Genomic DNA, 23,408 nt, shown 5'->3' with positions numbered 1-23,408 from the left:
TGCATTTTTTGGAAACTATAATAAAGAAGTTAAAGTAAATTCTTCTTGGAAAAGAGTTTGGAGGAAACGTATACAATGATCGATCCGATTGCGGTTCACAATCTTTTTGGCATCGAAGGGCTGAATATCGCCTGGTATGCCATCATCGTGACGTCCGGCATTGTGGCAGGGATTTTGTTAGGCGGTTTTTTGGCGAAAAAGAAGGGCTATACCTTTGAGATGCTCATCGATCTCATGCTGCTGGCCCTGCCTATGGCCATCGTTTTTGCCCGGCTGTATTATGTCATTTTTGAATGGGAACGGTATGCCGGGGATTTCATGAAGATCATTGCCATTTGGGAAGGGGGGCTCGCTATCTATGGCGGCGTCATCGGTGCGCTCCTTGCGGCTTTGATTTTCAGCAAATGGAAGAAAGTCCCCTTTGGCGATATACTGGATATAGGCGCGCCCGGTTTGATTCTGGGGCAGGCGATCGGCCGCTGGGGAAATTTTGTAAACCAGGAGGCCTTTGGCAATGTGATTACCAATCCTTCCATGCAGTGGTTTCCCTATGGCGTCTATATTGAGCGGCTGGGCGAATGGCACCAGGCCACATTCTTTTATGAAAGCGCCTGGAATCTTATCGTTCTTGCCGTGCTATTGTGGTATTGGAAGCGGGCAAAGCACAAGGGCAATGTCTTTGTCATGTATCTGGTGATGTATGGCATCGGCCGCTTTTTCATCGAGGGACTGCGGACGGACAGCCTCTGGCTGGTTCCCGGCGTTATCCGCGTCTCGCAGCTCCTGAGCGCAGTGCTCGTCATCGGCGGCATCATCTATCTGGCCGTTATGTATACCAAGCCTGCTAAAATCCGGGAATATACCGGAAAATATAGAATCGTCCCGGCGGCAGCCGCTGCCGGCGCGGCTTCTGCGCAGGCGGAAACAGCAGAGGAAAGTGAAACGTCCTCCGAAGATTTGAAAGAAGAAAAATCAGCGGAATCCGCGGAGAGAAAAACGGAGGAAGAAAAATGACGCGCAATTTGACGATGCTGACAGATCTCTATCAGCTCACCATGATGTATGGATATTTCAAAAAAGGTGTGCATGAGACCGAGGCAGTTTACGATGTGTTTTTCCGCCGCACGGCAGGCGAATCCGGCTATGCCATTATGGCTGGCCTGGATCAGGTGATCGATCTCATCAACGATCTCCATTTTGGAGAGGAGGATATTGCCTATCTGCGCTCTCTTCATCTGTTTGATGAGGATTTTCTCACCTATCTAAAAACCTTTCATTTCACGGGAGAGATTTATGCGATTCCGGAAGGGACAGTAGTGTTTCCCTATGAGCCGCTGATCCGTGTGCGGGCCAAGATCATCGAGGCCCAACTCATCGAAACGGCGATGCTCAACATCGTCAACCATCAAACTTTGATCGCAACAAAGGCGAGCCGCGTTGTATATGCGGCGGATGGGGGAGCTGTCCTGGAATTTGGCCTGCGCCGCGCCCAGGGGCCGGATGCGGGGTTATATGGTGCCCGCGCTGCTGTCATTGGAGGATGCAGCTCCACTTCCAACGTTTTGGCAGGGCAATACTTTGATGTGGCTGTTTCGGGCACCCATGCCCACAGCTGGATTATGAGCTTTGACAGCGAGCTGGAGGCATTCCGGGCCTATGCCGAGGTGTTTCCCTCGTCCTGTCTGCTTCTGGTGGACACCTATGATACGCTGGAAAGCGGCGTTCCAAACGCCATCCGCGTTTTTGACGAGCTGCGGGCCAAGGGACATGAGCCGGTTGGCATCCGTCTGGACAGCGGCGACCTGGCTTATCTGAGCAAAGTGGCGCGGAAAATGCTGGACGACGCGGGTTATCCCAATGCCAAGATCTGTGCTTCCAGTGACCTGGACGAGCAGACCATCTGGGAATTAAAGCAACAGGGCTGCCGCATTGATATTTGGGGTGTGGGAACCAAGCTCATTACCAGCGAGAACTGCCCGGCGCTGGGCGGCGTCTATAAGCTGGCCGCTATCGACAAGGGCGGCGTATTGCAGCCCAAAATCAAAATCAGCGAAAATTCCTGGAAAATCACCAACCCGGGCTATAAAAAAGTTGTCCGGATCTATGGAAATTCCACAGGCATGGCCATTGCCGATCTGATTATGCTGGATGACGAAACCATTGATCCCGAAAAGCCTCTCACGATTTTCCATCCCCAGGAAACCTGGAAAAAGATGACCCTCACGAATTTCCATGTGAAGGAATTGATGGTTCCGGTGTTCCGGGATGGGAAGCAGGTGTATACTTCGCCCAGCGTTATGGAAATTCAACAGTATGCGAAAGAGGATATGGCGACCTTTTGGGATGAATACCGCCGCTTTGTGAAGCAGCATCTCTATAAAGTGGATTTGTCGGATAAGTTATATCAACTGAAAAAGGATATGTTAAATCAGAAAAGATAGAATAGGGGAAACGAAAACAGCGCGCTGCATGGCAGGCGCTGTTTTTTTATGCGCAAAAAAACAGATATATGGAGGAAAGTTTATAGGAATAACATCTGTAAGGCAGCCATATACATGAATAAACAAAAGATAAAGGAGCATGGAAGGATGACAGAAGAAATTTTCAGATACTTTCCCTCTTCTTTGCGAAAAGAACTGGAAGCGGAGACGAGCTTTCCCATGGCCGAAGAGCTTCGGCTGCGCGCCGGAAAGCGGGCGATGTTTTATGCAGAGGGGGAAGAGCATATCCTGCGGATGCGGCCCGATAAACAGGAAATCGCCGATATCCTGCTTGCCCTTTCCCAGCATTCCCTGCATTCCTTTTCCGATGAGCTTCGGCAGGGTTTTTTTACAATGGAGGGAGGGATCCGCATCGGTGTGGCGGGAAAAGCAGTGAGCGAACGCGGCAGCATCCGGCTGATCCGCAGCTTTTCTTCCATGAATATCCGCTTTCCCCGGGAAAAGGTCGGCGTCCAGAAAAATCTGGCGCCCCATATTCGCCATGAAGGGAATATTTTAAATACTCTCATCATCTCCGCGCCGCAGCATGGCAAGACAACCCTTCTTAGGGATATCGTCCGCGCCGTATCGGATGGCGAGGATGGATATCGGGCCAAAAAATGCACGGTAGTGGACGAGCGGTCAGAAATCGCGGGGAACGGCGCGTTTTCTTTGGGGGAACGGACGGATGTTCTGACATCCTGCCCCAAAAGCGAAGGACTCGTTATGGCGCTGCGCTCCCTTTCTCCGGAGGTGTTGGCCACGGATGAAATTGGAAACAGCCAGGATCTGCTGGCAATTCAGGAAGCGGTCAACTCAGGTGCAGTCGTTCTGGCAACGGCTCATGGGGCCTGTTTGGAAGAGCTGGAACGGCGGTTATTTTTTCGGGAGCTTCTGGCAACGGGCATCATGGAACGGATCGTGTTCCTTTCTGCTCGTCTGGGAAGGGGAACTGTGGAAAAAATTTATGACGGAGAGAAGAACGTCCTCTGGGACGAGCCATTTTTACTTTGAGAGGAGGAGAGGATATGTTGTATAAGGTCTTTTTATTGGGGATTATCATTTTCAGCAGCATTTCCATAGGGAATATCATCGTGGGAGAAAAAGAACAGCGCCTCAAGGCCCTGAGCGAGCTGGAAAACTGCATCAAAGCCATGCGAAACGGCATGGTATACCAGGGAATGACCTTTTATGAGGCGCTGAAGCATACGGGGCGTGTGGGGCTGAATGGATTTTTTGGAAACTGCGCCGAGATCCTCCGGCAGCATCCCGAATGGGAGGCCCGGCAGGTCTATGACCAGGCTCTGAAAGAGCCGGGGGAAAAAATGGGATATCTGCAGGAACCGGAAAAGGAGGCGCTGCGGGATCTTCTTATGCGTCTCTCCACGGCGTTGGTGGTGGAACAGATTTCAGATGCCGCCGCGATTTTTTTCCGCCAGCTCCATATGATTCACGGGGAACTGCTGGAGGTACAGAGAACGAAAAGCCGGGCCATCAAAACTGTCTGTCTGCTTTGCGGGCTGGCAACAGCGGTTATCCTGGTATAAAAACGGAGGAAGAGTATATGAATGTGAGCATCGATCTGGTATTTAAAATTGCGGCAATCGGGATCTTGGTGGCGGTCCTGAACCAAGTGCTGGTGCATTCCGGGCGAGAGGATATGGCCACAATGGTGTCCATAACGGGTCTGATTATCGTTCTCTTGATGGTGGTGAATCTGGTAAGCGACCTGTTTGCCAGCGTGAAGAATATTTTCGGACTCTATTGATGGAAGACGCCGTAAAGCTGATTGCCATTGGCATTATTGCGGCCATTCTCGCCATCACCATCAAAAAAACAAATCCGGAACTGGCGGTGCAGGTGAGTATCGCGGCGGGGGGCGTCATCTTTTTTATGCTGCTTTCCTATCTCTCCTCCGCCATTGAGATGATCCGGGATTTTGCTTCACAGTATCAAGAGGTATATGACGGAATTACGATTGTTCTGAAAATCATTGGAATCGCCTATTTATGCGAATTTGCCATCCAGGTGCTACGGGACGCGGGGGAAGGCGCCATCGCTTCCAAGGTAGAATTGGGCGGAAAACTGATTATTCTCGTCATTACGCTGCCTCTTTTGACATCTTTTACGCAGAGAATCCTCTCCATTTTATAGGGGGGCAAGACAACATGCAAAAGAAAAGAAACGGCCCATGGCTGCGCAGCCTATGCAGTATATTTTTCTCCCTGCTGCTGACCTTTCTTCCCGGGGAATATGCCGGGGCGGAAACGCGGAGCGAAGCGGCTGGCCAGGAGACGGAACAATCTCTTCAGGAGGGTGTGGATTCTATTCTGGGTGAGCTGGATCTGGACGGGATTCAGGGACTTTATGAGCAAAATCCCGGGGCTTTTGGCGGCGAGAGCCTGGAAGAGGCACTGGCGAATATCGCAGAAAACGGGCTGAATAAGATTTCGGCGGAACAGGCGATTAACGCGGCTTTTTCCCAGATCAAAGACAGCTTGTTTGGAAATGTCTGGTATATCGTTGAGATTCTCATTATGCTGCTGGCCACGGCTTTCCTCCATAACCTTCAGGGTTCTTTTGACCGGGCGCAGGTGAGCAAAGCCGCCTTTTGGGCCGCTTATGTCGTCATCTGCACGATTGCGGCCAGCATGATTACGCAATGTGTAACTACCACAAAAACTGCGATGGAGCAGCTCTTTTCTATGGTGGAAACGATCACGCCAGTGCTCATCACGCTGCTCACGGGAATGGGAGGGCTCAACACATCCAATATCATGAATCCCGTAATGGCGGGGCTTACGGGCGGAATTTTCGCTGTCATAAAAAACGTGGTTTTTCCGGCAATCCTGGTATCCGCCGTCTTTGCCATGGCGTCCAATCTTTCCACTACCATCCGGTTAAAGCGTTTTTCCGGGTTTATGGAAAGCTGCGTGAAGTGGTTTTTGGGGATCATTTTGGTGGTTTTCATCGGCATTACTACCATCAAAGGGCTTACGGGGGCGGCTATTGACGGGCTCTCATTCAAAACGGCGAAATTTACCGTGGATAAGATGGTTCCGGTCATTGGGGGAATGTTTTCAGAAACCCTGGATACGCTCATGGCATGCAGCCTGATCGTGAAAAATGCCGTGGGAGTAGTGGGGCTGATTTTGCTGGTATGCGCCCTGGCGGCCCCACTGGCAACGCTGATTGTCAATTTGTTTCTTTTGAAATTTGCCGCGGCGGTGGCAGAGCCGTTTTCGGATGAGCGGTGCGTTGCCATGCTTTCCTCCATGGGAAACACTGTGATGCTCTTGTTCGTCACGCTTCTTACCTGCGTTGCCATGGCATTTATTGTGATTACGCTTCTCATGGGAACGGCGGATATCAGCATGATGATGAGGTGATGTCATATGCAGGGAACAATTCTTGCCTATATCGGAAGCATCGTGACAGCCATTATTTTAAGCGAAGTCCTTCTGTCACTGCTTCCGGAGGGGAATATGCAGAAATTCGTCAAGCCGGTGATTGGCATTTTGCTTCTTCTGCTGCTCTTGTCTCCTCTGAAAAACTGCAGTTCGACGGATATTTCCGTGCCAGAGACAGAAAACACCGGGGAAAAAATTACAGGAAATACCTATGAAGATTTGATTTTGGATGTATATAACCAGAGTTTGACAAATAAGAATAAGTAGTCGAACACAAGAAAAAGGATGGGAAATATGAAAGCGACAGAGAAACTATCCAACGCCCTGAAAAAGCTGCATGGGCTGAACGCAAAGAAAAAGACGCAGTATCTGGCGGTTCTGTTGGTGGTTGCCATTATTCTGGCCATTTATTTTTCCTCACTGGATACCGGCGGCGCCAAGAAAACGGATGATAAGGCAGAGGCTGGAGCACCGGCGGAGACAATCTCCAGCGACACGGAAATGGAAGACCGCTTAAAGCGCGTGCTCAGCAAAGTAGACGGCGTGGGGGATGTGGATGTCATCATCAACTATGAGTCCACGGCGGAGCGGGTTCCCGCTTTCAGCGAGGACCGGCAGGTTTCCAAAAGCGACAGTCAGGACACCTCCTCGGAAACGACCAGCGAAAAGTCGGATATCGCTACGGTTCAGGGAAATGGAGCCAGCGAGGCGCTGATCGTGAAGGAGAACCAGCCGGAAGTGCGCGGCGTTATTGTCGTTGCCCAGGGCGCGGAAGATATCAGCGTCCGCATGAATCTGTTAAATGCTGTCACAACACTGCTCAATGTGTCGGCAGATAAAGTGGAAATACTAAAAATGAATCAACAAGACATGGAGGTTTACCGATGAGTGGGAAAGGGAAAAGAACATTGTTGCTGTGCAGCCTTTTATTGGCGGTTGTGGGCGCGGGGTATGCCAATTATGTGATTACATCCGGCGGCTTTGGCGCGGAAATTACGCCGACTGCGCAGCAGCAGACGGCGCAGAAGGAAGAAGATGGCCAGGATGTGTTTGCCGCCTTTAAAGAGGAACGGGAAACCACCCGGACCCAGGAAATGTCCTATATAGATTCAGTGATTTCCAGTGCGGAAACGGATGAAAAGACAAAAAATGAAGCGCAGTCCCAGAAACTCTCGCTGGCGGCCAATATGGAAAGCGAACTTTTGACCGAAGGCGTGATTAAAACCAAGCTGGGCGTAAACGCCGTTGTCACGGTGAAAGAAGGCGCGGTGAATGTAGTTGTCGACAAAACCGAACTTTCGGACAGCGAAGTGGCGCAGATTGCGGATATCGTGATGTCACAGACCGATGAAGCTGCGTCGAACATCAAAATCATGCCCAAAGTTTAAAGAAATTTCATACATCAGACAGCGGTTCTTCCAGCGGAAATGATTGTATTATACCAAACAGTGTGCTAGAATATGTTAACGATATATTTTTGGGAGGTATTTTCAAATGGATGAAGAAATGAACCAGCTTCAGCAAGAACCGGAAGTCAAGGAACAGGGCGGAAGCATCACTTTTGCCAATGACGTTCTTGCAACCATTGCCGGAATTGCTGCCTGCGATATCCCGGGCGTGGCTGGTATGAGCGGCGGATTTAAAGATGGGATCGTTGAGCTCCTTGGAAAGAAGAATTTTACAAAGGGCATCAAGGTCACCGTGAAAGAGAACGCCGTGACCGTAGACATTCAGATTGTTGTTGATTACGGCGTTTCTGTTCCCGAAGTTTGCAAAAATATTCAGGATAGCGTAAGCAAGGCGTTGGAGACCATGACGGGCCTTGCGGTCAGTGCCATCAATATTTCCATCCAGGGCGTGAAATTCAAAGAGCTGAATGCGCCGGAGGAGGAACCTGCAGAAGAGGAAAAGGAAGACAAATAACTCTTTGGCAAAACATAGAAAATGTATAAACAGGAAATGCGGTGTGCTCCCTGGAGGCATCGCTATACCTGTTTATGCCGGAATTATATTTTACGAAAGAAAGCGGAGGCATCATATATGAAGATGGGTGTGGGTACACGGGTTGTATTTTCGATTTTCTTGTTGCTCGTGATCGGGGTCTGCGGCATCATTATTTTTGCAGCACTGGGCGGTTTCCCCGAAGAGAATATGATGGAATTGTTCCGGGGGTTTACGGAAACCAACTTCCGCTTTATTTGGCTGGGGGCCGCAGCGATTATGCTTGTCGTGGCGGTCTGCCTCCTGTTTTTTGGAATCCGGCACAGAGAGACGGCGCCGGAAACCATTCTTCTGCATGCCCTGGCAGATGGCAGCGTCAGTATTTCCATTGGGGCGATGCAGGAATTGATAGGGCGGTATTTAAATACGGTGAAGGGAATTGTCCCGCAGCATATTGAGATCCGGCCGCTCTCCGAGCGGAATATCCGGGTAAATCTTTATCTCACCGTGCGGCCGGATATATCCATTCCAGATCTTACCAAGCAGATCACCGGAGAGGTTCGGGAATATATCATGAAATATTCGGGTGTAAACGCTTCCTATGTGGAGATTAAGGTACAGCCGATGGGAGGCAATCAACAGCCCTCCTTTAGATAGAGAGGTGCCTTTATGCAGTCTTGGAAGGAATATTTTAACCGGCACCGGAGTGTGATTATCGGCGCTGCCATCGGTCTGCTGGTCGGTATTTTGTTTTTGACCATCGGTTTTTTTCCGACGGTCCTTTTGGCGTTTCTCGGAGGAATCGGTGCTTTGATTGGGGGGATTCCTACAGTCCGGGAGGCCATTTGGAACGGAATTATTCATCTGATAGAAAAGATATTTCATAAATCATAAGAGTAGCTGGAGGAGAGAATGAGCAGAAGGCTGGCGAGAGAGGCGGCAATGTGCCTGCTATATGAGCGGGAGATCAATAGAGATGCGGGGGATGAAACGTTAGAGGAAATGAAGGACGTCCTCCAGACAGAAAAAATTATGGAAAAGCATGGGGCTTATATTGGCCAAGTGCTCAAAACCGCAGAGGAAAAACGCGAGGAGATCGATGCAAGAATTGCGAAATACAGCCATTCCTGGAAAATTGAACGGCTTTCCAAGGTAGATCTTTCCATTCTGCGGCTGGCAGTAACGGAAATTTACTATATGCAGGAAATTCCCGTGAAGGTCACCATCAACGAAGCTGTAGAGATGGCGAAAAAATATTCGCTGGACAAGTCTCCTAAATTTATTAACGGCGTGCTTGGCGCGATATATGAAGAGAAAACAAACGAGGGACAGGCGGCGCAGGAATCATGACGCCCCTGTTTTCCTTATTTTAAATGATTGAACATTTGGCGGAAAGCAGATCGGAGGAAGAAAGGGATATGAGTGCACAAATTGTCAGCGGAAAAGAGCTTTCGGCAAAGATCCGGGAGAAGCTTAAGGAACGGGTAAAAAAGGTAGAGCGGGAAAAGGGCTTTACGCCCGGCCTGGCGGTCATTCTGGTGGGTGATGATCCGGCTTCGCATGTATATGTCAACAACAAGGAAAAGGCATGTTTGGAAATCGGTATGAAATCCGAAGTGCGGCGGCTGCCCAAAGAGACGACCCAGGAAGAACTGAACGCGCTCATTGATGCATATAACGCCCGGGAGGACATGCATGGCCTTTTGGTGCAGTTTCCCCTGCCGGCTCATTTGAGCCAGGAGGAGGTTCTGGCGCGCATTTCCCCGAAAAAAGACGTGGACGGGCTGACCGTGCAGAATTCCGGAGCTTTGCTTTCCGGGCTGCCCGGCCTTGTCTCCTGCACGCCCAAAGGCGTCATCCGCCTTATAAAGAGCACGGGCGTGGAAATCGCCGGAAAGCATGCGGTGGTCATTGGCCGGAGCAATCTGGTGGGGAAGCCGGTTTCCGTGCTGCTTTTGAATGAAAATGCCACCGTGACCATGTGCCATTCCAAAACCAAAAATCTCCCGGAGGTATGCGCGCAGGCGGATATTTTGGTGGCCGCCATCGGACGGGCGGAGTTTGTGACCGGGAATTTCATCAAGCCTGGCGCTGTCGTGATCGATGTGGGGACAAGCCGCGTGGACGGGAAATTAAAGGGGGACGTGAAATTTGACGAGGCAGTGGAAAAGGCAGCCTATATCACCCCGGTGCCCGGCGGCGTAGGCCCCATGACCATTACCATGCTGTTGGAAAACACCATTGATGCGGCAGAGATGTTTCACTAAAGGAGAAAAATGAGCAAATACGTTGAAGAACTTCGGGAGCGAGTGGAAAAACGGCTGGCAGAGTTGCTACAGATCCGGACGCCTGAGCTGCTTTGGGATTCCATGGCCTATAGTGTCAAAGCTGGAGGGAAGCGGCTGCGGCCGGTTCTCCACCTGATGGCGGCGGAATTGAAGGGCAGCAGCGAAGAAAATCTGGATATCGCCTGCGCTATCGAGATGATCCACACCTATTCTCTCATTCATGACGACCTGCCGGCGCTGGACAACGATACGCTGCGCCGCGGCTGGGCGACAAACCACGTCGTCTTTGGCGAAGCCCAGGCGATTCTCGCCGGAGACGGGCTTTTGAATTATGCCTATGAGGTGATGCTGCAAAATGCGGCGCGTTTCCCGGAGAATTCCTTCGCCCATCTGCGGGCAATTTCCCTTGTGGCCGCGGCTGCAGGGGTTGGGGGCATGATCGCCGGCCAGGTACAGGACGTGCATCTGGAAGGAGAGCCCATCGGATTTGAGGAGCTTTCCTATATCCACCGCCACAAGACTGGAGATATGATTACGGGTGCGCTCCTGTCCGGCCTGGAGCTGCACGATCCCACCGAAGAAGAAAGACGGGCGCTCTGCCTTTATGGCGAAAATGTCGGTTTAGTATTTCAGATTGTTGACGACGTTTTGGATATTACGGCGGGGGCTGAACTGGGAAAAACTGTGGGGAAAGACGCAAAAAGCGGAAAGACCACCTATCCTACGCTGTTTGGTATTGAAAAATCTATGGAAATCGCGGCGGAAAAGACAGAGCAGGCGGTTGCCGCCCTGGAGATATTTTCCGGGCCGGTGGTTTATGAATTGACAGCGCTGGCGGAACAGATGCTGCATCGCCATGCCTGAAAGGGCAGAGGCGGGGAAGGACGGAAGTATGGAATTTGGAAGCAAGGATGTGGCAAAAGCGGCCATTATGCTGGCGCTTTCTGAAACCCGGGAGCAGGAAAAGGAGCTCAAGCGGCAATATGCCCAGGAGGGAATCGAAACCTGCGGGGTGGATTTTGGCGGAGAATTTACGGCTTCGGTAGGTGTGATCATCGAACGGGCTGTGGTTTCTGCCAAGCGGGAAGGGCTGATTGGGGAAAAGCATGCCGAGCTGGGAGCCGTTGCAGGCGCGGCCCGGGAAGCGGTGGCTCAGATTGCCATGAAATCCATCGGATATAATGTGGGCGGCAAAATCGGCATTGCCCGGTGCGGCCAGCATATTGCCGTTGCCATCTATAACTGCATTGGCTTGCTGCATTTGAACGATGTCGCCATCGGGCTGGGGCATCGGATTGTTTGAGCGGAGGGAAAAAGGATGATACAGATTGCCATTGACGGGCCGGCCGGAGCGGGGAAAAGCACGGCGGCGAAGGAGCTGGCGCGCCGGCTGCATATCAACTACATGGACACGGGCGCGATGTACCGTGCGATGGCCTATGCCTTGATGCAGCGTGGCATCGATATTGCGGATCATGCGGCGGTGGAAAAGGAGTTGGGTTCCATCGATATTGCTGTTCAATACGGAGAGCAGGGGCAGCGGGTTTTGGCCAATGGAACGGATGTGACTGATTTCATCCGGACGCCGGAGGTTTCCAAAGGCGCATCCGATGTGGCCGTGATTCCGGCAGTGCGGCTGAAGCTGGTAAAAACCCAGCAGGAAACGGCGGAGAAATATGACATCGTCATGGATGGCCGGGATATCGGAACCTATGTCCTGCCTGACGCCAAAGTGAAATTTTTCATCACAGCTTCTTCGGCGGAGCGCGCCAAGCGGCGGTATTTGGAATGGAAAGCGGCCGGCATTCAAAAAGATATCCGTGAGCTGGAGCAGGAAATCATTAGCCGCGATAAGACAGACAGCGAGCGGGAGTTTGCTCCTCTGCGCCAGGCAGAGGACGCCATTTTGCTGGATACGACGGACATGGGCATTGAGGATGTTTTGCAGGCGGTGATCCGCAGGGTGCGCGAGGTCTACGGCGATGTTCTATAAAGTCCTGAAGGTAATCGTAAAACCCATCTTTTATCTGATATTTGGTATAAAGATCGTGCATAAGGAGCGCCTGCGCTATGAGGGCGGCATGATTCTTATTGCCAATCATCGGAGCAATTTTGATCCTATTTTTATGCATTTAGTGGTCAAGCCCAAGGTACAGCTTATGGCAAAACAGGAGTTGTTTAAAAATCCCATGCTGCGCTGGCTTGTGACTGCCCTGGGCGCGTTTCCAGTGGAACGGGGCCGGGGGGATCTGGGGGCGATCAAAAATGCCTTTAAGATCCTCCGCAGCGGCGGAACGCTGGGGATTTTTCCCGAGGGAACGCGAACCCGAACAGACCATATGCGCCCATTTCAGCATGGCGTTGCCATGATTGCCATTCGGACAGGCGCGCCCATTCTCCCTGTCTATTTCGCCAAAACTTTCCGTCCTTTCCGGCGCAATCCTATCATCGTTGGGGAGCCGATTCAGATGCGGGATGTTTTGGAAGCGAAGCTTTCGAATACAGAGGATGTGAAGCAGATGACGAATTATCTGTTTGAAAAAATGCAGGAGCTGGAAAGGGAAGCCAAGGCGCTATGCAAATAATTCGTGCGAAACACGCTGGATTTTGCTTCGGCGTAAAACGGGCTGTGGACAAGACGCTGCAGCTGGCAAAAGAGGGAAAGAAGCTCTGCACTCTGGGGGATCTGATCCACAACACGATTTTCGTGGAATATCTGAAGGAAAAGGGCATCCGCTCCGTGGAGAGCCTTTTGGAAGTGCAGGAAGGCGAATGCGTGGTGATCCGCTCGCATGGTGTTGCACCGGAATGCTATGAACAGCTGGAAGCGCAGGGTATTTCCTATGTGGACTGCACCTGTCCCTTTGTGGCCCGGATTCATGAGCGGGTATCCAGGGAAAAATCCTGTCACGACGCGATTATCATTATTGGGAAAGCGGAGCATCCGGAGGTCGTTGGAATCAAAGGCTGGGCGGGGGAACATGCCTATGTTGTTGCTTCCCCGGAGGATATCCGGCATCTGCCCCCGGTGAATACGGCGCTGGTAGTCTGCCAGACAACCATCCGGCAGGAGCTTGCAGATGCGTTGTTTTCTGAAATTCAGCAGCGGATTCCCGGCGCGGAGCTGTTCAACAGCATCTGTGAAACGACACGGCAGAGGCAGGAGGAAACGCGTCTGTTGGCTCAAAAATCCGATGCCATGGTCGTGATTGGGGATAAAAAAAGCTCCAATACGCGGAAACTTTATGAAATAGCGTTAAAATTCTGTAACAACACGCAATATATCGAGTCAGTTGACGAACTTTTACTTGAAAAATTTTTGAATTGTGATATAATTAGTATCGTTGCTGGTGCATCCGCGCCAGATTGGATAATCAGGGAGGTAGAAACACAGATGAGCGAATTCGAACATGCTCAGGTAGCAGAAGAAGAAGTAAAGGCTGCCGAAGAGCAAGCGGAAGCGACCGAAGCGGCTGTTGAGGCTGAAGAAGCAGCGGCGGTGGAAGCGGAAGATCAGGACAAGAACGACGAGAACACGGACTTTCTTGCTGAGCTTGAAAAAACTTTTGTAAAAATAAGAAGGGGCCAGTTTGTCAAGGGCGTTGTTGTTCAGGTGTCTGATGATGAAGTCTGTGTTAACATTGGCTATAAATCGGATGGGATTATCAGAAAAGAAGACCTGACAGCGGAAGGCGATGCGTCCCCGGCGGATATGTTCCAGCCTGGCGACGAAATCGAGGCTGAGGTTATCACCTTGAACGACGGCGAAGGCAATGTCCGGCTTTCCCGCAAAAAGATTGAAAGCCAGCTCAAATGGAAAGAGCTGATCGATAACCTGGATCCCGAAAAGACCTATGAATGCAAGGTTGTCAAGGTAATCAAGGGCGGCGTTCTCTCCAAGCTGGAAGGATATGATGCGTTTATTCCGGCTTCGCAGCTGTCTCTCAAATACATCGAAGATCTGAGCGTATTTGTGGGCCAGACGCTGGAAGTCAAGATTATCGATATCGATAAGAGACAAAAGCGTTTTGTGCTTTCTCATAAGGAAGTCCTGAAGGCGCAGCAGGAAGAGGCGGAAAAGAAGATTTTCGCATCCTTTGAAAAGGGCGCGGTTGTCAAGGGCGTTGTTAAGCGTTTGACGGATTTCGGCGCGTTTGTGGATGTTGGGGGTGTAGACGGCCTGCTTCATATTACGGATATCAGCTGGGTTCGCATCAAGCATCCCAAGGATGTTTTGCAGGAAAATCAGGAGATCGAAGTTAAGATCCTGAATGTGGATCCGGAAAAGAAGAAAATTTCTCTCGGCTATAAACAGCTCCAGCCCCGTCCGTGGGATCTCGTGCCGGAAAAATATCTGGTGGGAGATACTGTCGAAGGGAAAGTTGTCCGGATTGCTCCCTTTGGAGCGTTTGTAGAACTGGAGCCGACAGTGGAGGGTCTGGTTCATATTTCTCAGGTTGCCAACCGTCGGATTGAAAAGGTGGAAGACGTTCTCAACGTCGGAGATGTTGTCAACGCGAAGATTTTGGAAGTCAATGGCGAAAAGAGAAGAATCAGCCTGAGCATCCGCGCATTGCTGGATACCCCCAAGCAGGAAGCGGCAGACACGCAAGATGATGCGGCGGAAGAATCCTCGTATTCTGGTAAGAAGCGGGATCGGGAAGAGCGCATTTCCTATACGCTTCCTCCGGTAGAAGAGGCAAAAACGTCCTTGGCGGATCTGTTCCCGAAGATGGACGACTAAGATTTTATGGAATAAAAAGAAGCTGTTTCAAAAACAGCTTCTTTTTTTATCCTGTTTTATGCGGCTATGGATGAGTTGTATTTAGCTGAAAATTATATTATAATAAGAAAGGAATGTAAACGGGGTAGCAAATCAGATGAAGAAGGCACAGAAGAAGAAAAAACAAGAACAAACCAAGCTCACCAATGAAATTGTGGGCGTTTTGTTGATTGCATTGGGAATTGTCATTGGAATTTCCATATATTCTTCCTCCGGTGCGTTATTCTCCATTTGGATGCGCTCCTTCTTTTTTGGCACATTTGGCGTTGTTGGATATGCTATGCCGGTTTGTATCGCGGCGGGAGGAATCGGCGCCATCGCGGCGCGCAGACATGCTCCGCATTGGGGAAAAATTACAGCGGGTGCTATCGGTTTTTTGAGTTTGCTCACCTTTATCCAGCTCTGCTATGCCAATAATTTTCTGACGATAGATGGCTTTCCCGCCTATTTGGCGGAGTGCTATGTAAAAGGCGGAGAATTTGCCCTGGGCGGCGGTGTTCTAGGCGGTCTCTTGGGATACCCGCTCTCCGTCTTTATCGGTGACACTGGCGGCCTTGTCCTCGCAATGGCAATGTTTATCGTTTGTCTGATGATCGTCACAAACTTTTCACTAAAAAAGGTGGGAGAGAAAATCAAAAATTATATTATTGAAAAACACGACGCCCGGGAAGAACATAAAGAAGATGTGCAAGAGTTTCCCGGTATTGAGAAAAAAACAAAAAAACAGGTAAAAAAGGCGTATGACAATGCTTTTACCTATAAAAGCCAGCCGATTCGCAAGAAACAGCTGTTTATTGAGGAAGTTGCTCCGGTGGAAGATGATTTTCCAGAGGAACTTTTGGATTTGGAGGAAGAACCTTTCCTGCATGACGAGGAAAGGGAAGCGGATTCCTTCGGCATGGAAGAAGAAATTCTTGGAATCGAGCCGGAGGAAGAGGAGAATGCCAGGCCCGAGCTAGATTTTTCCCCTGTTTCTTTGCGCCCAGAAAAAGCAGCGATGTCTGAACCACAGCATACGGCGGCAACGAAGGTGAAAGAAGGCATGGCACCTGCCGCGCCGGAACAAGAAAAACCAGCTGCCGCAAAGCCGGCAGACGAGGAAGAAAAACAGTATATCCCTCCGCCGATCTCTCTTTTGAACGCGGGAAGCGGCGGAAACGCCAATAAAAATGAGCGGGATGAGATCCGGACAAAGGCAGATCTTCTGGAAAAAACGCTGAAAAATTTCAATATCTCCGCAAAGGTGGTCAATGTTTCTAAGGGCCCGGTAGTGACGCGCTTTGAATTGCAGCCGGCTCCGGGGATAAAGGTGAGCCGAATCGTCTCCTTATCGGATGATATCGCCCTGAATCTGGCCGCGCCCAGTATCCGCATCGAGGCGCCGATTCCGGGAAAAGCCGCCATCGGCATCGAGGTGCCCAATACCAAGAAAACTATGGTCACTGCGCGGGAAATGATCGATACAGATGAATTCCGCAATATGAAAAGCAAGCTGGCTTTTGCCGTCGGGAAAGATATCGCCGGGAAGAATGTGTATGGCGATTTGGCGAAGATGCCCCACCTCCTCATTGCAGGAACAACAGGTTCAGGAAAGAGTGTCTGCGTCAACGCTTTCATCATGAGCGTTTTATACCATGCTTCGCCGGATGAAGTGGAATTTATCATGATTGATCCCAAGGTGGTGGAGTTGAGCATTTTCAATGGGATTCCGCATATGAAGATTCCCGTCATTACTGAGCCCAAGAAGGCGACGGTTGCTCTCAACTGGGCGGTGGAAGAGATGCTCAAACGGTATAAGCAGTTTGCCGACCGCGGCGTTAAAGATCTGGAGCGGTTTAATAACCATCCGGATACGCCCAAAGAAGAGCGCATGCCGAAAATCGTCATCGTCATCGATGAATTGGCCGACCTGATGATGGCCAGTGCCAGTGAGGTTGAGGACGCGATCTGTCGGATCGCGCAGTTGGGCCGTGCCAGCGGCATTCACATCATCATCGCTACACAAAGCCCCCGGGTGGATATCATTACCGGACTTATCAAGGCGAACTTCCCTTCGCGAATTGCTCTCACGGTATCCAATCAGGTGGATTCCCGAGTTATCATTGATATGGGCGGCGCGGAAAAGCTCTTAAAAGACGGCGATATGCTCTATATGCCCGCTGGGGTGAACAAACCCATCCGGCTTCAGGGATGTTATATTTCGGACAGCGAGAATGAAGCAGTTGTGAATTTCCTGCGCAATGAACATACGGGCCATGGCTATGATGAAGATCTGGCCCGGGAAGTGGAAACCGGGGCGCAGTCCTCTTCCGAAAACGGAGAGACGGAATTTGGGGACGCATTGGTTCCCAAAGCGATTGAATTGGCGCTGGAATATGAACAGGTCTCGATATCCATGCTTCAGCGGCGTTTGAAGGTGGGATACGCCCGGGCGGCGCGTCTGGTGGATGAGTTGGAGGAAAAGCGGATTGTGACTCCCGCGGAGGGGAGCAAACCGCGGCAAGTGCTGATTACCTGGGATGATTACCGCCGGATGATGCATGAAGAGGATGAAACGGCGACGGAGGAAGAATGAAGGAGATACAAATCGGGGTCATTTCCCTTGGGTGTTCGAAAAACCGGGTGGACACCGAACTGATGCTGGGAGCGCTGCAGCACCGGAATGTGAGCTTTGTTGCAGATCCGGCGCAGGCGGATGTGATTATTATCAACACCTGTGGTTTTATTGAGTCGGCCAAGCAGGAATCCATCGATACAATTCTGGAAATGGCGCAGTATAAAAAAACGGGCGGCTTAAAGGCCCTGATCGTTGCGGGATGTCTCTCGGAACGATACCGGGAAGAGTTGATGCGGGAGCTTCCGGAAGTGGATGCCTTTTTGGGAGTCAACGCATATGACGCAATTGCCGAGGCGGTGGATCATGCGCTGGCAGGGGAGGCTTTCTCGGAATTTTCTGCCCCCAAAGCCGAGGGAAATTATCTGGATCGTGTTTTGACGACGCCTTCCTATTATGCTTATGTGAAAATCGCTGAGGGCTGCAACAACCGCTGTTCCTACTGCGCGATTCCCTATATCCGCGGAAATCTGCAAAGCAGAACGATGGAGGATATCGAGGCGGAGGTTCGCATGCTCTTGAAAGCAGGTGTCCGGGAAATAATTTTGGTGGCCCAGGATACGACGCGATATGGAATGGATCTTTATGGGAAACCCATGCTATGCGAATTGTTGGAACGTCTGGCAGTGCTTCCGGGAATTGTATGGCTCCGGGTTTTATACTGTTATCCCGAAAACATTACAGATGAGCTTTTGGATGTTATGCAGAAGCATGAAACCATCGTGAAATATCTGGATATTCCGATCCAGCATCTGGATGATACCGTATTGAAGCGGATGCACCGCCGTAACCGGCAGGACGCGACCTATGCTCTGGTGCGCAAAATCCGCCAGAAAAATCCCAACTTTATTATTCGCACTACGCTGATTGCGGGGTTCCCCGGAGAAACCGAAGAGCAGTTTGCTGTTCTTAGGCAGGGTGTTGAAGATTTGGCTTTTGACCGGATGGGAGTATTCGCCTATTCCCAGGAAGAAGGAACGCCGGCTGCGGAGTTCCCGGATCAGGTTCCAGAAGAAGAAAAGGAGGCCCGGCGGGATACGCTTATGGAAATTCAGCAGGCGATTTCTCTGGCGGCCAATGAACGCCGAGTGGGAAAGATTTACCGTGTTTTGATAGAAGGCGCAGGAGAGCAGGAGGGAACCTATTGGGGCCGTTCCTACGCCGAGGCGCCCGACATCGATGGGCAGATCCTTATCCATTCACAGCGGCCGCTGGCTGAAGGGGAATTTGTTCCCGTAAAAATTGAATCGGCGGATGCCTATGACCTTTATGGAGGGGCCCTGTTATGAATAAGCTCCCCAATTATCTCACGATTGCCCGCATCGTGCTGGTGCCGTTTTTTATCCTGTGCTACTATACCGGGCTGCCGGGATGGAATTATTGGGCGGGAGGTATTTTTATCGCCGCGTCCCTCACGGATATGCTGGACGGATATCTGGCGCGGCGGTTCGCATGTGTTTCAAAATTTGGAAAGCTCATGGATCCCATTGCGGATAAGGTTTTATTCACCTCAGCCCTGTTGCTGCTTTTGGCCTGGGGCAAGGTGGGGCCGGTTATATGCATTATCCTGATCGGAAGGGAGTTTATTATCTCGGGTTTCCGGCAGCTCGCGGCCTCCGAAGGTGTGGTGATCGCGGCAGGTTGGAGCGGAAAACTGAAAACGATTTTTCAGCTGGTGGGGATATCGCTGATATTCCTGGAAAATCCGCTGTTCTCTCTTTGGAATATTGATATGGGAATCATCCTGATCTATATCAGCGTGTTTTTGTCCATATGGTCGTGTATCGAATATATGGTGAAAAATAAAGAAGTATTAAAGGGGTAAAAAATGATGATGGATAAAGAAAAGGCGCTGGACAACGCTTTGGCGCAAATTGAAAAGCAATTTGGAAAGGGAGCGATCATGCGGCTGGGCGACCAGTCCGCGCATATGGAGGTTTCCGCGATTCCTACGGGCTGCTTGGAGGTGGATCTGGCGTTGGGGATCGGCGGGTTGCCCCGGGGCCGGATTATCGAGATCTATGGCCCGGAATCCTCTGGTAAAACGACGGTTTCTCTGCATGTCGTCGCGGAAGCACAAAAGCTGGGCGGCGCGGCAGCCTTTATCGATGTGGAACATGCGCTGGACCCGGTATATGCGAAAAATCTGGGCGTAGATATTGATAATCTTTTTGTCTCCCAGCCGGATACGGGGGAACAGGCGCTGGAGATTATGGAAACGCTGATCCGCAGCGGCGCCATCGATGTGATTGTTCTGGACTCGGTGGCTGCCCTGGTGCCCAAATCCGAAATTGATGGAGAAATGGGCGATGCACATGTGGGATTGCAGGCACGCCTTATGTCCCAGGCGCTCCGCAAGCTGGCGGGAGCGATCTCCAAATCCAATACTGTGGCCATTTTTATCAACCAGCTGCGGGAAAAGGTTGGCGTCATGTTCGGCAATCCCGAGGTCACTCCGGGCGGCCGGGCGCTGAAGTTTTATTCCTCCGTCCGCATGGAAGTGCGCAAAGGAGAGCCGATTAAAAACGGCGATCAGGTCGTTGGGAACCGGACAAAGATCAAGATTGTAAAAAACAAGGTTGCGCCGCCTTTCAAAACGGCGGAATGCGAGATTTTATATGGAAAGGGCATTTCCGCGTCGGCCAGCCTCCTCAATTTGGGCGTGCAGTTCGATATCATCAACAAATCCGGCGCATGGTTTTCCTATAAGGACGCCCGCATTGGCCAGGGCCGGGATAATGCCCGGAGATATCTGGAGGATAACCCGGAGGTTGCGGAAGAAGTCAAGCAGCAGATTATGGAAAAAATCAATGGCAAGCCGGAAGAGAGCGAAGCAAGTGCCGGCGAGGAATAAAAAGATAAGGCTGTTTCCAGCACTAAACCGGGGAAAATACATTTCCCCGGTTTTTTCTAAAAGTTTCATTCTCCCGGGAAGAATTGCACTTTTTATAAAGATATAGTATAATAGAAAAACGGTGGTGCAGTATTCTAGTCGGTACTGCCGGTTTCGAAGACGGGCCTAAAAATCCGTTAAAGGGCATATCGATGAAGTTTCTGGTGTTGGCTGCTGACGCCCAGTCGGGAGCTGATGCTGGGAGTTAAGGAAGAGGGGCGATCCGTAATGGCATACGGGCGAATGACCCAGCTTCCGTGGAGACCCTGTAGGTTGTTTGACGAAACGAAAGAGCTACTGAATGGGATTAAACCTGCTATGCGGTTCGCAGCTGTGTGCAGTGTAGCCTGCCTTGCGTTGGCGCAGAGGGATAGGAGGAGCGTAGGCCATTTCAGGCCAGAAGTGGTTTACACGCCTGTACTCCTTGAAACTGCGGATGGCAAAAGAGGATAGAAACCGGAATTGTGCTGTTGAGGAAAGCTCCTAGACTGTTTTTATAAGGTGCGTTAGGGATTATAGTGTGGTCTAAACGGCAATCCAGTCATGCGTAAGGCGACTTTGCATTATGGGCTTTAAAGGGAAACCGCTTCTATCGGCGACGGGAAGTAGTTCATAGGGAAATCCTACTGGACCTAAGCTGCAAGGTCTATCTAACGTATCACCACCGATTAAAAAATACGGAGAAACCGACTTGTCTGGTTCAAAAACAAAAGGAGTCCGCTTCTGGACTCTGAAAATTTTTTTTATCACGCTGATTACTTCCGGCGGGATTAGTGTAGTCGCAGAAGTATTCATGTCTAATTTAGGGATTCTTCCCGCTACTTTGATTGTTATAGCGCTCATATTACTGGGCGTTATTTTCGATATCATCGGCGTGGCGTTTGCCTCCTGCGATCAGACGCCGTTTATCGCCATGTCGGCAAAAAAAATCAAAAAGGCGACGCGTGCCTTGAAATTGCTGAAAAATGCAGAAGTCGTTTCCAATATATGCAACGATGTGATTGGAGACGTTTGCAGTATTGTCAGCGGTGCGGCAGGCGCGGCAATCGTGGCCAAAATTATGGTTTCTTCTCCCAGTGTATCGGAAATTGTCATCAGCATTTTGATTTCCAGCGTCACTGCTGCCTGCACGGTTGCCGGAAAGGCGCTCGGAAAGGGTTTTGCCATGAACAAAAATGTGAAGATCGTGGAAACGATCGGCGCTTTTTTTGCGTTGTTTGAGCGCAGCCCCAAAACAAAACCGCGGAAAGGCGGGAAATGATATGGAGAAAAAACGTCTGGATGTCATCATGGTGGAACAAAATCTGGCGGCTAGCCGGGAGCGAGCCAAGGCATTGATTATGGCCGGGGAGGTAATAGTTTCCGGAAAAACTGTCACAAAAGCCGGAGAAATGGTACTGCCGGACAGTGAAATTATTGTGAAGGAAACCTGCCCCTATGTGAGCCGGGGCGGGTGGAAGCTGGAAAAGGCAATGGCGTGTTTTCCCATTCAGCTTTCGGGAAAGGTCTGCGCAGATATTGGGGCGTCCACCGGGGGATTTACCGACTGTATGCTGCAAAACGGGGCGCGTATGGTTTATGCCGTCGACGTGGGCTATGGCCAGCTGGACTGGAAACTCCGCAACGATCCGCGAGTAGTCGTCATGGAACGGACAAACGCCCGGTTTATGGAGGCAGATACCTTCTCCGAAACGCCGGAATTTGCCAGTGTAGACGTCTCTTTCATCTCCCTGAAGCTGATCTTGCCGGCCATGCGGCGGGCTGGGATCCGGGAGGCTGTGACCCTCATCAAACCGCAGTTTGAAGCAGGCCGGGAAAAGGTTGGAAAAAAGGGCGTGGTGCGGGACCCTTCCGTCCATGAAGAAGTAATATCCAACGTGTTTTCGTATGCAGAAGCGGAATCCTTTGGGCTGAACGGCCTCACATTTTCTCCCATTAAAGGCCCCAATGGGAATATTGAATATCTAGCTCATTTCATAAAAGACGTTCCTTCCTGTGAGGTTTCCATTCCCTCTGTCGTGCAGGAGGCTTTTTCCAGCTTATAAGCAAGCCGAAAGGGAAAATCTATTCTTGTATATTTTTTGATTATTATGTATAATTATTTTTGACCAATGCGATAGGAGCATAGCTATGTGCATTTTTGGTATCTATACAAATTTGAAGAAAGATGCAGAATTGCACTATACCCGCCAAGTGGTGCAGGCACTGGAGGATCGGGGCGTTCCCTATTATTTTGACGATGCGCTTGTAAAAGCGATGGGAGCTGGGCCGGAAGCCAGCTGCCGCGGCCGTAAAATCGATGTGCTTTTGGTTCTGGGCGGCGATGGAACGATGCTGACGGCTGCACGGAAATATGGGCCGCAGGGCACGCGGCTTCTCGGACTGAATATGGGCCGCATGGGCTTTTTGTTGGATACAGAAGTGGAAAATCTGCGCGCCGCCATCGATGGGATTCTGGCAGGGAAATACCGCATAGAAAAACGCATTATGCTGAAGGCAGGCATTCTCGATGCGGAGGGAAAAATTCGTGCGAGCGCCTATGGATTGAATGAAGCGGTAATTTCTCAAAAAAAGGTGCTGCGGATCGTCAATGTGCATGTGGCGGTCAATGGACTGCCGGTGGACAACTGGCGGTGCGACGGCCTGATTGTTTCCACTCCCACTGGCTCTACGGGATATTCTCTTTCGGCCGGTGGGCCGGTGGTGCAGCCAACGGTGGATGTGCTTCTGATTACGCCCATTTGCCCCCATACTCTGCAGTCCAGCAATATTGTGATTTCCGGGAACGATGAGATTACTGTGCGGGCGGAATCGGATTACGGATCGACTGTGCTCACATTGGACGGGCAGGATGCCTTTGAAATCGGGCAGAATGAGACGGTTTCCATCAAAAAAGCAGATTTCGGCGTGGAATTCATTCGGTATACGGATAAAAACTTTTTTCTGCTGCTCAAAGAAAAACTGGCAGAATGGGTGATCAAATAGTAGAGGTGGAGAAA

The 23,408-nt window shown here is 50.7% G+C and carries 27 protein-coding genes; all 27 read left to right on the top strand.

All coding sequences use genetic code 11. The features are described 5' to 3' along the window. Positions 1-75 precede the first annotated feature (75 nt). The 27 genes from lgt to H8693_RS01470 all read left to right on the top strand — a co-directional run bounded on the left by lgt (position 76) and on the right by H8693_RS01470 (position 23,394). Entirely contained in the window at positions 76-1,014 is a 939-nt protein-coding gene (lgt, locus tag H8693_RS01600) for a prolipoprotein diacylglyceryl transferase (protein ID WP_178618201.1), read from the top strand. Next, on the top strand, positions 1,011-2,441 hold the full coding sequence (locus H8693_RS01595; RefSeq protein ID WP_249279517.1) for a nicotinate phosphoribosyltransferase: 1,431 nt from the start codon (positions 1,011-1,013) through the stop codon (positions 2,439-2,441). Before lgt ends, H8693_RS01595 begins: the two co-directional genes overlap by 4 nt. A 147-nt stretch (positions 2,442-2,588) precedes the next feature. Further along, positions 2,589-3,494, top strand: a complete 906-nt coding sequence (locus H8693_RS01590; protein WP_249279516.1) for a stage III sporulation protein AA — start codon at positions 2,589-2,591, stop codon at positions 3,492-3,494. Between the two features lie 14 nt (positions 3,495-3,508). Then, positions 3,509-4,027 carry a stage III sporulation protein AB gene (locus tag H8693_RS01585; RefSeq protein ID WP_249279515.1) on the top strand — a complete coding sequence of 173 codons (519 nt, stop codon included), beginning with the start codon at positions 3,509-3,511 and terminating at the stop codon, positions 4,025-4,027. 23 nt (positions 4,028-4,050) lie between these two features. Continuing rightward, positions 4,051-4,248: a stage III sporulation protein AC gene (gene spoIIIAC / locus H8693_RS01580; protein WP_249280092.1), complete on the top strand. Its 198-nt coding sequence runs from the start codon at positions 4,051-4,053 to the stop codon at positions 4,246-4,248. Continuing rightward, entirely contained in the window at positions 4,248-4,634 is a 387-nt protein-coding gene (gene spoIIIAD, locus H8693_RS01575; RefSeq protein ID WP_249279514.1) for a stage III sporulation protein AD, read from the top strand. The genes spoIIIAC and spoIIIAD overlap by 1 nt, the downstream gene beginning before the upstream one ends. Positions 4,635-4,648: 14 nt before the next feature. Continuing rightward, entirely contained in the window at positions 4,649-5,869 is a 1,221-nt protein-coding gene (locus H8693_RS01570) for a stage III sporulation protein AE (protein ID WP_249279513.1), read from the top strand. 6 nt (positions 5,870-5,875) lie between these two features. Next, positions 5,876-6,157 carry a stage III sporulation protein AF gene (locus H8693_RS01565; RefSeq protein ID WP_249279512.1) on the top strand — a complete coding sequence of 94 codons (282 nt, stop codon included), beginning with the start codon at positions 5,876-5,878 and terminating at the stop codon, positions 6,155-6,157. 27 nt (positions 6,158-6,184) lie between these two features. Further along, positions 6,185-6,778 (top strand): hypothetical protein, encoded by a 594-nt coding sequence (locus tag H8693_RS01560; protein WP_249279511.1) that lies wholly within the window; start codon positions 6,185-6,187, stop codon positions 6,776-6,778. Next, positions 6,775-7,278: a SpoIIIAH-like family protein gene (locus H8693_RS01555; protein ID WP_249279510.1), complete on the top strand. Its 504-nt coding sequence runs from the start codon at positions 6,775-6,777 to the stop codon at positions 7,276-7,278. Before H8693_RS01560 ends, H8693_RS01555 begins: the two co-directional genes overlap by 4 nt. A 106-nt stretch (positions 7,279-7,384) precedes the next feature. Continuing rightward, complete coding sequence (locus H8693_RS01550) at positions 7,385-7,813, top strand: Asp23/Gls24 family envelope stress response protein (protein WP_249279509.1); 429 nt, start codon at positions 7,385-7,387, stop codon at positions 7,811-7,813. A 117-nt stretch (positions 7,814-7,930) separates the two neighbouring features. Next, the gene (gene amaP / locus H8693_RS01545) at positions 7,931-8,488 is read left to right on the top strand and encodes an alkaline shock response membrane anchor protein AmaP (RefSeq protein WP_249279508.1); all 558 of its coding nucleotides are present in this window, start codon (positions 7,931-7,933) and stop codon (positions 8,486-8,488) included. A gap of 12 nt (positions 8,489-8,500) precedes the next feature. After that, on the top strand, positions 8,501-8,725 hold the full coding sequence (locus H8693_RS01540) for a DUF2273 domain-containing protein (protein ID WP_249279507.1): 225 nt from the start codon (positions 8,501-8,503) through the stop codon (positions 8,723-8,725). Positions 8,726-8,743: 18 nt separating this feature from the next. Then, positions 8,744-9,181 (top strand): transcription antitermination factor NusB, encoded by a 438-nt coding sequence (gene nusB / locus H8693_RS01535; protein WP_249279506.1) that lies wholly within the window; start codon positions 8,744-8,746, stop codon positions 9,179-9,181. Between the two features lie 68 nt (positions 9,182-9,249). Further along, a complete protein-coding gene (gene folD, locus H8693_RS01530; RefSeq protein WP_249279505.1) occupies positions 9,250-10,098 on the top strand; it encodes a bifunctional methylenetetrahydrofolate dehydrogenase/methenyltetrahydrofolate cyclohydrolase FolD in 849 nt (282 codons plus the stop codon). A 9-nt stretch (positions 10,099-10,107) separates the two neighbouring features. Then, a complete protein-coding gene (locus tag H8693_RS01525) occupies positions 10,108-10,983 on the top strand; it encodes a polyprenyl synthetase family protein (RefSeq protein WP_249279504.1) in 876 nt (291 codons plus the stop codon). 28 nt (positions 10,984-11,011) lie between these two features. Further along, positions 11,012-11,422: a HutP family protein gene (locus tag H8693_RS01520; RefSeq protein WP_249279503.1), complete on the top strand. Its 411-nt coding sequence runs from the start codon at positions 11,012-11,014 to the stop codon at positions 11,420-11,422. Between the two features lie 15 nt (positions 11,423-11,437). Beyond that, complete coding sequence (cmk, locus tag H8693_RS01515) at positions 11,438-12,112, top strand: (d)CMP kinase (RefSeq protein WP_249279502.1); 675 nt, start codon at positions 11,438-11,440, stop codon at positions 12,110-12,112. Next, positions 12,102-12,704 carry a lysophospholipid acyltransferase family protein gene (locus tag H8693_RS01510; protein WP_178620786.1) on the top strand — a complete coding sequence of 201 codons (603 nt, stop codon included), beginning with the start codon at positions 12,102-12,104 and terminating at the stop codon, positions 12,702-12,704. Before cmk ends, H8693_RS01510 begins: the two co-directional genes overlap by 11 nt. Beyond that, positions 12,695-14,863: a bifunctional 4-hydroxy-3-methylbut-2-enyl diphosphate reductase/30S ribosomal protein S1 gene (locus tag H8693_RS01505; protein WP_249279501.1), complete on the top strand. Its 2,169-nt coding sequence runs from the start codon at positions 12,695-12,697 to the stop codon at positions 14,861-14,863. The genes H8693_RS01510 and H8693_RS01505 overlap by 10 nt, the downstream gene beginning before the upstream one ends. Positions 14,864-14,999: 136 nt before the next feature. Beyond that, positions 15,000-17,477: an FtsK/SpoIIIE family DNA translocase gene (locus H8693_RS01500; RefSeq protein ID WP_249279500.1), complete on the top strand. Its 2,478-nt coding sequence runs from the start codon at positions 15,000-15,002 to the stop codon at positions 17,475-17,477. Next, positions 17,474-18,805: a 30S ribosomal protein S12 methylthiotransferase RimO gene (gene rimO, locus H8693_RS01495; RefSeq protein WP_249279499.1), complete on the top strand. Its 1,332-nt coding sequence runs from the start codon at positions 17,474-17,476 to the stop codon at positions 18,803-18,805. Before H8693_RS01500 ends, rimO begins: the two co-directional genes overlap by 4 nt. Next, positions 18,802-19,341 carry a CDP-diacylglycerol--glycerol-3-phosphate 3-phosphatidyltransferase gene (pgsA, locus tag H8693_RS01490; protein ID WP_249279498.1) on the top strand — a complete coding sequence of 180 codons (540 nt, stop codon included), beginning with the start codon at positions 18,802-18,804 and terminating at the stop codon, positions 19,339-19,341. Before rimO ends, pgsA begins: the two co-directional genes overlap by 4 nt. Before the next feature lie 6 nt (positions 19,342-19,347). Continuing rightward, the gene (recA, locus tag H8693_RS01485) at positions 19,348-20,370 is read left to right on the top strand and encodes a recombinase RecA (RefSeq protein ID WP_178620792.1); all 1,023 of its coding nucleotides are present in this window, start codon (positions 19,348-19,350) and stop codon (positions 20,368-20,370) included. A gap of 832 nt (positions 20,371-21,202) precedes the next feature. Then, positions 21,203-21,670, top strand: coding sequence for a hypothetical protein (locus tag H8693_RS01480; protein ID WP_249279497.1), 468 nt, complete (start codon positions 21,203-21,205; stop codon positions 21,668-21,670). A gap of 1 nt (position 21,671) precedes the next feature. Next, positions 21,672-22,454 (top strand): TlyA family RNA methyltransferase, encoded by a 783-nt coding sequence (locus H8693_RS01475; RefSeq protein ID WP_249279496.1) that lies wholly within the window; start codon positions 21,672-21,674, stop codon positions 22,452-22,454. An 85-nt stretch (positions 22,455-22,539) separates the two neighbouring features. Continuing rightward, a complete protein-coding gene (locus tag H8693_RS01470; protein ID WP_249279495.1) occupies positions 22,540-23,394 on the top strand; it encodes an NAD(+)/NADH kinase in 855 nt (284 codons plus the stop codon). Positions 23,395-23,408: the final 14 nt, after the last annotated feature.

The sequence above is a fragment of the Guopingia tenuis genome, from assembly GCF_014384805.1.
Lineage (GTDB): Bacteria > Bacillota > Clostridia > Christensenellales > Christensenellaceae > Guopingia > Guopingia tenuis.
This window is presented reverse-complemented; position numbering and strand designations above follow the sequence as displayed.